The organism is Massilia niastensis DSM 21313, assembly GCF_000382345.1.
In the GTDB taxonomy this organism is placed as follows: Bacteria; Pseudomonadota; Gammaproteobacteria; order Burkholderiales; family Burkholderiaceae_D; genus Telluria; species Telluria niastensis.
In genome coordinates, this window is record NZ_KB908120.1 from 41825 (window position 1) to 53512 (window position 11688).

General features: G+C 63.3%; 12 protein-coding genes and 1 pseudogene. 7 read left to right on the forward strand and 6 right to left on the reverse strand.

The window, feature by feature from the left end; all coding sequences use genetic code 11:
- The first annotated feature begins 54 nt into the window (after positions 1–54).
- On the forward strand, positions 55–1749 hold the full coding sequence (locus H162_RS0121980) for a cation:proton antiporter domain-containing protein (protein WP_020655652.1): 1695 nt from the start codon (positions 55–57) through the stop codon (positions 1747–1749).
- A 60-nt stretch (positions 1750–1809) separates the two neighbouring features.
- Here the strand turns inward: H162_RS0121980 and H162_RS0121985 are convergent, their stop codons facing one another.
- On the reverse strand, positions 1810–3768 hold the full coding sequence (locus H162_RS0121985; RefSeq protein ID WP_026354937.1) for an AAA family ATPase: 1959 nt from the start codon (positions 3766–3768) through the stop codon (positions 1810–1812).
- Between the two features lie 614 nt (positions 3769–4382).
- On the opposite strand from H162_RS0121985, the gene H162_RS0121990 reads away from it, so the two are divergent.
- Positions 4383–4670 (forward strand): hypothetical protein, encoded by a 288-nt coding sequence (locus tag H162_RS0121990; protein WP_020655654.1) that lies wholly within the window; start codon positions 4383–4385, stop codon positions 4668–4670.
- A 205-nt stretch (positions 4671–4875) separates the two neighbouring features.
- Here the strand turns inward: H162_RS0121990 and H162_RS0121995 are convergent, their stop codons facing one another.
- The 3 genes and pseudogenes from H162_RS0121995 to H162_RS35360 all read right to left on the reverse strand — a co-directional run.
- On the reverse strand, positions 4876–5433 hold the full coding sequence (locus H162_RS0121995) for a DUF1697 domain-containing protein (RefSeq protein WP_020655655.1): 558 nt from the start codon (positions 5431–5433) through the stop codon (positions 4876–4878).
- Between the two features lie 40 nt (positions 5434–5473).
- Positions 5474–5899 (reverse strand): glutathione S-transferase C-terminal domain-containing protein, encoded by a 426-nt coding sequence (locus H162_RS31570; RefSeq protein WP_229452187.1) that lies wholly within the window; start codon positions 5897–5899, stop codon positions 5474–5476.
- Positions 5900–6052 (reverse strand): annotated as a pseudogene (locus H162_RS35360) (thioredoxin domain-containing protein); the annotation flags it as partial.
- A gap of 192 nt (positions 6053–6244) precedes the next feature.
- Here H162_RS35360 and H162_RS0122005 point away from each other — a divergent pair.
- On the forward strand, positions 6245–6589 hold the full coding sequence (locus tag H162_RS0122005; protein WP_026354938.1) for a hypothetical protein: 345 nt from the start codon (positions 6245–6247) through the stop codon (positions 6587–6589).
- The gene (locus tag H162_RS0122010; protein ID WP_020655659.1) at positions 6586–7425 is read left to right on the forward strand and encodes an HDOD domain-containing protein; all 840 of its coding nucleotides are present in this window, start codon (positions 6586–6588) and stop codon (positions 7423–7425) included. Before H162_RS0122005 ends, H162_RS0122010 begins: the two co-directional genes overlap by 4 nt.
- A gap of 95 nt (positions 7426–7520) precedes the next feature.
- Here H162_RS0122010 and H162_RS0122015 read toward each other — a convergent pair whose 3' ends face one another.
- Positions 7521–7934: a hypothetical protein gene (locus H162_RS0122015; protein WP_026354939.1), complete on the reverse strand. Its 414-nt coding sequence runs from the start codon at positions 7932–7934 to the stop codon at positions 7521–7523.
- 616 nt (positions 7935–8550) lie between these two features.
- Here H162_RS0122015 and miaB point away from each other — a divergent pair.
- The 3 genes from miaB to ybeY are packed head-to-tail and all read left to right on the forward strand — an operon-like array spanning position 8551 to position 11433.
- On the forward strand, positions 8551–9912 hold the full coding sequence (gene miaB / locus H162_RS0122020) for a tRNA (N6-isopentenyl adenosine(37)-C2)-methylthiotransferase MiaB (protein WP_026354940.1): 1362 nt from the start codon (positions 8551–8553) through the stop codon (positions 9910–9912).
- Positions 9909–10985, forward strand: a complete 1077-nt coding sequence (locus H162_RS0122025) for a PhoH family protein (protein ID WP_020655662.1) — start codon at positions 9909–9911, stop codon at positions 10983–10985. Before miaB ends, H162_RS0122025 begins: the two co-directional genes overlap by 4 nt.
- Complete coding sequence (gene ybeY, locus H162_RS0122030; RefSeq protein ID WP_020655663.1) at positions 10966–11433, forward strand: rRNA maturation RNase YbeY; 468 nt, start codon at positions 10966–10968, stop codon at positions 11431–11433. The genes H162_RS0122025 and ybeY overlap by 20 nt, the downstream gene beginning before the upstream one ends.
- 28 nt (positions 11434–11461) lie before the next feature.
- Here the strand turns inward: ybeY and H162_RS0122035 are convergent.
- A partial coding sequence (locus H162_RS0122035; protein WP_040787835.1) for a transposase occupies positions 11462–11688 on the reverse strand: 227 nt, incomplete at its 5' end.

An 11688-nucleotide genomic window follows, 5' to 3' on the forward strand; every position in this document is an offset into this window, starting at 1 on the left:
CGCATCGCTCGCTTATACTCGTGGGGATATCAACCCGATAAGGAGCCCCCACGGATGCACCATGAACTCAGTCTGATCACCACCATCGCCGCCGCACTCGGCTTCGGCTTGATCTTCGGCATGCTGGCCGTACGCTTCAAGCTTCCAGCCCTGGTCGGCTATCTCGCCGCCGGCGTCCTGATCGGCCCGGCCACGCCGGGCTTCGTCGCCGACGTCGCCCTTGCTTCCCAGTTGGCCGAGATCGGTGTCATGCTGCTGATGTTCGGTGTGGGCCTGCACTTCTCCCTGCGCGACCTGCTCGATGTGCGCGGCATCGCCCTGCCCGGCGCGCTGCTGCAGATCGGCGTCGCCACCGCGATGGGCATCGGCCTGACGCATTTCTGGGGCTGGAGCCTGGGCGCGGGCCTGGTGTTCGGCCTGGCGCTGTCGGTGGCCAGCACCGTGGTGCTGCTGCGCGCGCTCGAGTCGCGCGGCATCCTCGATTCGATGAACGGGCGGATCGCGGTCGGCTGGCTGGTGGTCGAGGACCTGGTCACGGTGCTGGTGCTGGTGCTGCTGCCGGCGCTCGCCGGACCGCTCGGCGGCAAGGGCGATGCCGGCGCCGACCTGTGGCCGGCGCTCGGCAAGACCCTGCTGCAGGTCGGCGCCTTCGTGGCCTTCATGCTGATCGTGGGCCGCAAGCTGTTCCCGTGGTTCCTGTGGCGCGTGGCGAAGACCGCCTCGCGCGAGCTGTTCACCCTGGCCGTGATCGCGGCGGCGGTCGGCATCGCCTACGGTTCCTCGGCGATGTTCGGCGTCTCGTTCGCGCTCGGCGCCTTCTTTGCCGGCATGGTGCTGCGCGAGTCGGAACTGAGCCACCGGGCGGCCGAGGAATCGCTGCCGCTGCGCGATGCGTTCTCGGTGGTGTTCTTCGTCTCGGTCGGCATGCTGTTCGATCCGATGGTGCTGGTCGAGTACCCGCTGCACGTGCTGGCCGTGGTCGCGATCATCCTGTTCGGCAAGTCGCTGGCGGCCTTCGTGCTGGTGCTGGGGCTGCGCTACCCGCTGAATACGGCCCTGACCGTGTCGGCCAGCCTGGCCCAGATCGGCGAATTCTCGTTCATCCTGGCCGCCCTCGGCATGCAGCTGGAACTGCTGCCCAAGCTGGGCCAGAACCTGATCCTGGCCGGCGCCATCATCTCGATCGCGCTCAACCCGCTGATCTTCACCCTGATCGAGCCGGTGCAGCGCTGGCTGCGCTCGAATTCCCACCTGGCGCGCAAGCTGGAGCGCCCGGCCGACCCGCTGGCGGAACTGCCGATGGAAACCGCGCGCGAAAAGCTCAGCGGCCAGGTGGTGCTGGTCGGCTACGGCCGGGTCGGACGCCGCATCGCCGACGACCTGGCCGCGCGCGGCGTGCACTACGTGGTGGCGGAACAGAACCGCGAAGTGGTCGAGCAGCTGCGCCAGCGCGGCGTGCCGGCGGTGGCCGGCAACGCGGCCGAGCCGGTGGTGCTGATCCAGGCGCATATCGCGCGCGCCGCCATGCTGGTCATCGCCACGCCCGACACCTTCGATGTGCGCCGGATGGTCGAGATCGCGAAGATGCTCAACCCGTCGGTGCGCTGCGTGGTGCGCACGCATAACGAACGCGAGGCGGAACTGCTGCGCGCGGAGACCGGCGGCAAGGTCTTCGTGGGCGAGCAGGAACTGGCCAGCAGCATGACGCGCCACGTGCTCGACACCCTGCGCCAGCACGCGGTGCACTAAGAAACAAACAACCCGCCCTGCTTGCGCAGGGCGGGTTGCGGGAAACACAAGGGATCCGGATCAGGCGGCGGCTTCCTCGGCGCACAGCTTGAGGTTGGCGTGGCGCTGGCCGTGCAGCGGAGCCATGAACAGCTCGCTGTGCTCTTCGAGCAGCGCGAACACGGCATCCTTCGACAGCACATACTGGTCCAGCAGCGTGACCTTGAGCGTTTCCATCACCTGCTTGTAGTCGCGGATCGCGTTCAGGGTGTAGCTGTACAGCTCGTCGGCCTTTTCCTCCACCAGGCGCAGGGTGTGCTCGCCGCTGGCATCGTTCTGCAGCTGGCTGTAGTCGATCTTCGAACGCGAATACATCGACAGGCGGTTCACCATCAGGTTCAGCATCTTGGTGATCTTCTCGATGTCGTTCTGGCTGCCCACCGAAATACCGCGTGCGCCGTAGAACAGTTCCTCAGCAGCAACACCACCGTACAGCCCGACCACGTCGCGCTCCAGCTCTTCGAGGGTGCGCAGCGACATGTCTTCGCCCGACTGCAGCACATAGCCCAGCGCGCCGATCTTCGACACCGCCTCGGTGCTGATCTTCAGCAGGTGCGACTTTTCCTTCACTTCGGCCAGGCTCATGCCTTGACGCAGCCAGGGGTCGATCTGCATGAAGAAGTGACCCAGTTCATGCAGGGCGATGCGCTCGCGCTGCAGCAGCTTCTCGGCGGTCGTGGCGCGGTCGGTCAGGCCGATGGTGGCGCGCTCGTAGGCGCGGAACAGCAGGTCGGTATTGATGATCGTTTTTTCCTGGATCGAGAGCATGCTGGCGCGCTCGACCACGGTTTCCAGCAGCGCCGGGCTCAGGTTCTGGGTGATCTCGGCCACCTGGTCCAGGTCGAGGTCGTCGTAGTCGACCAGGCCGTCCTTCTTGCGCGCCAGGAAGCTGCGCAGCAGTTCGCGGCGTTCCGTCTTGTTCGGCAGGCGGAAGTTGATCTTCACCGAGAAGCGGCGCAGCATCGCTTCGTCCATCTCGGTCGAGGAATCGTCGAAGTTCGAGGCCACGACCCAGATCACGCCCTGGCCCTTGTCGCTCTTCACGCCGTCCAGCAGGCCCAGCATGGTATTGGCGGTATCGTCTTCCCACTTCTTTTCGCTGCGGCCGCGCGGCATGAACAGGCTCTGCGCCTCATCCAGGAAGATGATGCACTTGCCCTTCGTGCAAGCCTTGCGGTACAGGGCGTTCAGCGCCTTCGAACCGCCGCCGACATAGCCCGATTCCAGGGCCGAACCCGAGGCCGAGATCATCGGCATGTTCAGGCGCTTGGCCAGGTAGCCGACCAGCTTGGTCTTGCCGGTACCGGCAGGACCGGTCAGCATCACGTTGAACGGCTTGTCGATGTTGTGCGACTGGTACTCGTCGCGGTTGCGGATCATGTCTTCCAGGTGCAGGACTTCCTGCTTGATGTCTTCCATGCCGATCAGGTCGTCCATGCTGCCCTTGAGCTTGTCCGGCGTGATGACGGAGGCGCTCATGCCCATGCCCGGGATGCCGAACTTGATCAGGTACAGGACCAGCATGATCACGGCGATGTCGAGCGCATGGCGCTTCAGGAAGGCGAAGGTGCGGTCGAGCATGCTCGCGCCCTCGTCCATCACGGCCTTGTGGCTGGCCAGGTACTCGTCCTTGGCGATCGAGTACGGAATCGCATTCTTCAGCAGGACTTCGCGCTCGAGCGACAGGTGCGAGGTGCTCGGCACCTTCACCACGTGCAGCGCTTCCGCGTCCTTGAACTTGTAGACATAGCGCGGCGAATCCGACAGCGGCTGCGCGATCAGCAGATATTCCAGGCGCGCCTTCTGCTGCGCCAGCTGGGTGATCTCGGCGATGTTCTGCGAATGGATGACAGGATTCGACGCTTGCGGCGCGTCCGCTTTATAGATCGCCAACGCCACCATCAAGCCCAGCAGGAGAGCTGTGGCGATACGGACGTAAACGTTCTTGAATGCAATCTGAATTCGGGCAAAGTTGGGCATCTCGGTACTCTACAAGTAAGGGTCGTACGACAGTGCTGCTTACGGGTGCCGTTCTCGGTCTTGGGTACCGCGTCATGCGGCTGCGGCCAACGGCGTGGCCACGGGGCGGGAATCACTGCGGTGATGGTTATTGGGTCCGCCCCCGGGTCCAAACGTGCTAGTTTGGTATTTTTTTGATGCCCGAAGGCAATGGGATAAGGAGACTATACCTGTAAAAAAAACCGAGGTGTATACCCTGCGGAGAAAAAAACTGGGAACACAACGTTTCTGAACACTTTGGAAATGAAAATCATTGTCCAATTTATAAAAAGTTTTATTTGATTATCAAAACAAGGGCGACTTGTTGTCATTGACTTATTATCAAACAAGATAATCATTGCCATATTCTCAACTGCCTCCCACCGCGTTTTCAACACCGCCACTTATTGCTGAGTTGCGCGCAACGTGCGCATATCTTACACCAACCTGCTGACTTCTTTCTGCAACTCATCCGTTCAATTGAGCGCGTCCATTACTATAAATTTGCTATTCTGATTTCCGGATTCGGAAGGCTGCGGGCGCCCGTCATTCGCGCCCGCGGACCGTGGCAAGACCAGTCAGAAAAAGGAACGGCTATGAAAAGATATGCACTAGCGGCAGTGCTGGCGCTGAGCCTCTTCAGTACAGCGCAGGCTGCCGTGATCGATCTCGTGTCGACCAGTTCAACGACGGGCCAGGCGGCCCAGGCCATACGTACCGCCCAGCCGGTACGCAATCTCTCCGTGACCAGCCGCAGCGAAGTCGTTGCGCCCCCGTCCAACATGTCCGAACTCCCCGAACCCGAGGTTTTCGCCATGATGCTGGTGGGCTTGATCCTGATCGGTTACCGTGCAAGTCGGGACAGCAGCGAGAAATTCAAGTAGAGATACCGAATCTTCACAGGACGCCGGCGGCGTCCGGCTGGCGCCACCCCTAAGTACTTGACCGGAATAAGAGTGACAATGGCAATCAGAACCGGATGCGGTGCAAGGCGGCGAGTGCGCCGCAGTGCGAGCACTGCAAGCAGGAGGCGACGCAGCACCGCGCCGGTGATGGCAGCCAGAAACACATTTATTCCTGGGCGAGTATTTAAGACAGGTGGGCGCTACCGCTGCACAGGCCGTGCAGCTTCAGGAGCGTATTCCAGTTACGGGACGTCGTGCCATCTCCCAGTTGCTTGCCGAGCGCCGCCGCAGCGGCGCTATCCAGCACCCCTTCCGGACACCACACATAGGCCGCGCGCCGGCCGAGGGCCAGCGCCTCGCGGCCCCACTCCTTCGCACACAGCGACTCGACCAGCTGGCGCGGCGCCTCTCCGTGCAGGATGAAAGCAAACAGCCGCGCATGGTCATTGGCGAGCGGCAGCAAGGGGTTGTCGGCCACGATGTCGGCCAGTTCGTCGTGCGCCAGCACGAATACCCGCGCCGCCACGCCCAGGCGCAGCACGAGTGCTTCTTCGATGGTATGGGCGGCCTGGACAGGATCGGTAGCGTCGGCGTCGAACACCACGTTCCCGCTGTTGAGTACGCTGCGCACGCCGGTATAGCCGAGTTCGCTCACCAGCTGGCGCAGGTCGGCCATCGCAATCCGCTTGGCACGACCGACATTGATGCCGCGCAGTAAGGCGATGTAGCGCTTGCTGTTCATCCGCGCATGGTACCTCGACTTGGGGATCGCGGCGCGCGCTTCATTGCAGGCCTTCGCGGCGCATCGCCTCCGCCACCACGGGCAGCGCCCCGATCCTGGCATGGTAGGCCTGCAGGCTCGGCCAGTCCGCGAGCGAGAGTTTCGCGAATCCGACCCAGTTCAGGATGGCGAACAGGTAGGCATCGGCGACCGTGAACGGCGCCCCCATCAGGTTGCGCTCGCCGTCGACCCTGGCGGCCAGGAAGCCCAGCGGAGCGGCCAGGGCGGCCCAGGCGGCTTCCCTGCCCTGTTCGGTGACGCCGGGCGTGAACAGCGGCGAGAAGCGCTTGTGCACCTCGCTCGCCAGGTAGCTGAGCCACTCCACCAGCTGGTAGCGCGCGAAGCTGCCGGCCGCGGGCGCCAGGCCCGACTCCGGCGCCTGGTCGGCCACGTACAGCAGCAGCGCGGCGTTTTCGGTCAGGACCATCCCATGGTCCAGCTCCAGGGCCGGCACGGCGCCTTTCGGATTGATCTGGCGGTAGTCCTGGCCGCCGGCGGTCAGCTTGGTGCGCAGGCTGACCCTTTCGGTCTGGAAAGGCGATCCGGTGGCGAGCAGGGCGATATGCGGGGCAGGGAGCAGGCGCCGGGGCTGAAATACAGTTTCATGGGTCTCCTTTGGGTAGTTCCGATTTTATGAATAGGCAAGAATACAATATTTCATTTCCACCACCATCCGGCGCGCGCTGCGGCAAGAACGCGACAGTCTTGCTGGCTGTCACCTGCGATGCATAAGCGGGTGCTAAGATCGGCAGGTAATTGACTGGAGGAAACGATGAGCGATGCTTATGAGCTCTTGCCCTTGGCCCAGCTGAAACCGGGCATGGTGTTGTCGAGCGAGTTGCTAGACCGCAACGGCATGGTTCTGCTGGCCGGCGGGGCCGTGCTGGCGGAGAGCACGATCGCGTCGCTGGCGCGGCATGGCATCGACACGGTGGCGGTGCTGCGCACGCCGTCGCGCCAGGCGCCGGTCGACCTGGCCGCCGTCCAGGCCAGGCTGGACCATGTGTTCCGCAAGAACGAACGCGACAACCATGGCGACTGGGCCACCGGCCTGCTGCGCCGCTACATCGAGGATTACCGGCTTGGCCGCCATCCGCAGCAGGAGGTGGCGCCATGAGCGCGCCGGCCGCCATCGACCTGGCCGCGGGCCTCGACGACCTGCCCTCGCTGCCCGCCGTGGTGATGGAGCTGCTGGGCAGCATCGAGGAAGACATCGACATTTCGGTGCTTGCCAGGAAGCTCGCGAACGACCAGGCCCTGACCGCGAAGACCCTGCGGCTGGCCAATTCCTCCGCCTTCGGGCTGCAGGTCAAGGCAACCACGATCCAGCAGGCAATGACCTTCCTCGGCTTCCAGACCACGCGCAAGCTGATCGCCGCGGCCGCGATGACGGGCTGCTTCCCGAGCGGACGCTGTCCCGGATTCAGCGACAAGGCGTTCTGGCGCCATTCGATCGCGAGCGCAGCCTGCGCGCGGATCCTGGCGCGCCGGGTGCGCTTCAACCAGGACGTCGCCTTCACGGCCGGCCTGCTGCACGACATCGGCCGCCTGGTGCTGGTGACCCGTTATCCGGAGCACTACCAGGTCGTGCTGGCCGAACGCAAGCGCAGCGACTGCGGCCTGCTGGCCGCCGAGCGCGCGGTGCTGGGCCTCGACCATGTGGCGGCAGGCGTGGCGCTGGCGGAGCAATGGAATTTTTCGGACACGATGCGCCAGGCGATCGCGTTTCACCATGAACCGGAACAGGCCGGCGCGGGCTTCCTGGCCACGATCGTCCACGTGGCCGATGCCGTCGCGCATGCGCTCGACCTGGCGGGCGATCCGGACCAGCTGGCGCCAGTGGTCTCGAGCGTGGCCTGGACGGCGCTCGGGCTGGCGGAAGAAGCATGGCTGCAGGTGTTCCGCGAGACCGAACTGCAGTTCGAGGAAATGACGGCCATCCTGCTGGCCTGAACAAGAAAAAACCGGTGCGGCGCCCCACTTATGATGTGGCGCCGCACCCCACTGGTGCGGAAGGCATGACAGGTGAGGCTGTCATGCCTGCGGCATCAGTGCGCATAGTTTCCGGTCGAGGACGGCGTGGCTTCGTTCTGTGGCTGACCTTGTTGCGGCTGGCCCTGCTGCTGTGCTGCCGCGGCGGCGGCGGCGGCGGCCTGGGCTGCCTTTTCTTCGGGCTTCGGACGGCCCTGGGCATCGGACAGGCGGTATTTGGTCCTGCGGTCGCCCATCAGGTCGCGCAGGTCGCGGATGCTCATTCCGGTGACTTCGTGCATGCGGATCAGCAGCGAGGCGCCGACCGGCAGGCGGTGGTGACGGATCTTGCTGATGACTGGCGGCGCAACTTCGAGCATGCGCGACAGCGCGGCGTCATTCTTCAGCTGCATTTTACCGAGCAGGATGTCCAGCAGATGATTCGGGTTGTAACTCTCCTGCGAAGACAGAGCATGATGCTGTTGTGCCATGATGATTACCTCACGAGTTTGGTTAAAATAGTTCCTTTACGAACTTTTGTTAAAGACTGCTTTTCATCAACATCAGTTCCTGGAACCTTGTTCGGGATTACACAGCGCGAGTCTGAAAAATCCCTTAAGCAAAAGTTTCGGCTCGCACTTGCTCCCACGTCCACTCCCACTTGCGTACTTGTCTTTCCAACAAATTATCAGACTCATACGTCGTGAAAGTACAGAACCGGCGCATGTGACCCATTGTCTGAAATCAAGCTAACGTTGGGAAAGCTTGTCATACATGCATTTCAGCACATGAGGGCAATTTGTGGCGCACGCAAGAGATTTCTTTCACCTATTTCGCACACTCTAATGTGAGTGGAAGCCATTGATTTACAAGAAGAAATACTTCATACCATTTTTTACTTACTGACATCACCTGATGGTGTTGCAGAGAATCCATATTTAACAATCTGAACAGCTTGATAAGAACTTTAGGTTAAGAAACTTACCGTTCCTCAAGGAATTAAAACCAGGGGCCACACGCGCCGCTCTCCGGGCCCAGTCCGATTTACGGTAAACTGGGCGCCCGCCTTGCCAGAGCAGCAGCTCCCTCTTTTCACGACAGCATTCCATGCAAAAAAAAGTATTTATCAAGACATTCGGTTGCCAGATGAACGAGTACGACTCGGACAAGATGGTGGATGTGCTCGGCTCGTCCGATGGCTTGGTGCGCACCGACAAGCCCGAGGATGCCGATGTGATCCTGCTGAATACCTGCTCGGTGCGCGAAAAGGCGCAGGAAAAAGTGTTTTCCGACCTGGGCCGCCTGCGTGAACTCAAGCGCGACAAGCCCGAACTGGTGATCGGCGTGGGCGGCTGCGTGGCCTCGCAGGAAGGCGCGGCGATCGTCAAGCGCGCGCCCTTCGTCGACGTGGTGTTCGGTCCGCAGACCCTGCACCGCCTGCCGCAGCTGATCCGCGAGCGGCGCCAGACCGGCGCGGCCCAGATCGACATCAGCTTCCCGGAAATCGAAAAGTTCGACCACCTGCCCCCGGCCAAGGTCGAGGGTCCGGTGGCCTATGTCTCGATCATGGAAGGCTGCAGCAAGTACTGCAGCTATTGCGTGGTGCCGTACACGCGCGGCGAGGAAGTCTCGCGCCGCTTCGAGGACGTGCTCACCGAAGTGGCCGGCCTGGCGGCGCAGGGCGTGAAGGAGATCATGCTGCTCGGCCAGAACGTGAATGCCTTCCGCGGCGCCATGGAAAATGGCGGGGTGGCCGACTTCGCGCTGCTGCTCGAATACATCGCCGAGATCCCCGGCATCGAGCGCCTGCGCTTCGTCACCAGCCATCCGAAGGAATTCACCCAGCGCCTGATCGACGCCTACGCGAAGATTCCGCAGCTGGTCAATCACCTGTACCTGCCGGTCCAGCACGGCTCCGACCGCATCCTCGGCGCCATGAAGCGCGGCTACACGGCGCTCGAATACAAGTCGATCATCCGGCGCATCCGCGCGGTGCGCCCGGATATCGCGATCTCGTCCGACTTCATCGTCGGCTTCCCCGGCGAAACCGATGCCGACTTCGAAGCGATGATGAAGCTGGTCGAGGACGTCGGCTTCGACAACAGCTTCAGCTTCATCTTCAGCAAGCGCCCGGGCACCCCGGCCGCCAACCTCGAGGACGACACCCCGCACGAGGTCAAGCTGGCCCGCCTGCAGCGCCTGCAGGCCCTGATCGACGCCAACACGCGCAAGTACAGCGCGGCGATGGTCGGCACGGTCCAGCGCGTCCTGGTCGAAGGGATGTCGAAAAAATATCCGGAACAGCTGCAGGGCCGTACCGAAAGCAACCGCGTGGTCAACTTCCTGCCTGATCCGGCGGGCCGCGACCTGGCCGGCCAGCTGGTCGACGTGCGCATCGTGGCCAGCCACGACTACTTCCTGCGCGGCGAACTCGTCGCTAACCTCCATACGATTGCCAAAGCCAGTTGAAAACCCAGCCTACCCAGCCCTCGTACTTCATCCCCGAGCCGCTCGACAACACGCGGCTCGCCCACCTGTGCGGTCCGCTTGACGAAAACCTGCGCCAGATCTCGGCCGCGCTCGACGTCACCGTCTTCCGGCGCGGCGAGAAATTCATCGTCAGCGGCGCCAACGCCGAGCGCGCCGTCGAACTGCTGGAGCGCTTCTACGCCGTCGCCAACAAGGTCGTCCCGATCGAGGAAGTCCAGCTGGCCCTGGTGGAGCAGCGCGCCGGCCTGAAGCCGCGCATCGGCCAGGACGCCCTGGCCGACCAGACCGCCGAGGCGGCCGCGGACGAGGACGAGGAAGGATCGCAGGCCACCGAAAGCCCGATCCTCAAGACCCGCCGCAGCGACCTGCGCGGCCGCACCCCGCACCAGATCCAGTACCTGCACGCGGTGCTCGAGCACGACATCAGCTTCGGCATCGGCCCGGCCGGCACCGGCAAGACCTACCTGGCCGTGGCCTGCGCCGTCGACGCGCTGGAGCGCGACGCCGTCAAGCGCATCATCCTGACCCGCCCGGCGGTCGAGGCCGGCGAACGGCTGGGCTTCCTGCCCGGCGACCTGACCCAGAAGGTCGACCCTTACCTGCGCCCGCTGTACGACGCCCTGTACGACCTGCTGGGCTTCGACCGCACCCAGAAGCTGTTCGAGAAGCAGGTGATCGAGATCGCGCCGCTGGCCTACATGCGCGGCCGCACCCTGAACCACGCCTTCGTGATCCTCGACGAGGCGCAGAACACGACGGTCGAGCAGATGAAGATGTTCCTGACCCGGATCGGCTTCGGCAGCAAGGCGGTGGTGACCGGCGACGTGACCCAGGTCGACCTGCACAAGACGCAGCGCTCCGGCCTGGTCGACGCCATGCACGTGCTCAGGGACGTGCGCGGGATCGCCTTCACCCAGTTCTCGAGCGCGGACGTGGTGCGCCACCCATTGGTTGCGCGTATTATCGATGCGTACGAGACCAACGCCTCGGTCCAGGACCTGGGCGCCCTTCCCAAACCCACACCGGTGAAACATGCAAGAAAAAAAACATAAGCTCGAGCTCGAAGTCCAGTTCGCCGATCCGCGCCTCGAAAGCCTGATCACCGAACAGGACCTGCGCCGCTGGGTGGACCTGTCGCTGCTCGGCCCCGCCGAGCTGACCATCCGCTTCGTCGACGCCGAGGAAGGCCGGACGCTGAACCGCGAATACCGCGGCAAGGACTACGCCACCAACGTGCTGACCTTCGCCTACAACGAAGGCGAGGAACTGGGCGACGAGGAACCGGTCCAGGCCGACATCGTGCTGTGCACCGACGTGCTGCAGCGCGAGGCCGACGAGCAGAAGAAGACCGTCGAGGAGCACGTGGCCCACCTGGTGGTGCACGGCGTGCTGCATGCCCAGGGCTTCGACCACGAGCATGACGAGGAAGCCGAGGAGATGGAACAGCTGGAGCGCGACATCATGGAAGCGCTGGGCTATCCGGACCCGTATTCGGACTGACCGTAGATACCGTCTTCACCGTCAAGCCCTACATCGCAAATTCTGGGTCGTAGGGCTTGCCGGAGTGGACAACGCCGAAGCACAGGTGCGCCAGTTTGCGCATTGCTGCACCGATCGCCGCCATCTTGGACTTGCCTTTGGCAAGCAGCCGGTCGTTCAGGGCTTTGATGTGTGGGTTGCAGCGCCTGGCCACAACAGCAGGCATGTACAGAAGCTTGCGCAGATGCGCCGGGCCCGCCTTGGACATGCGAGGAC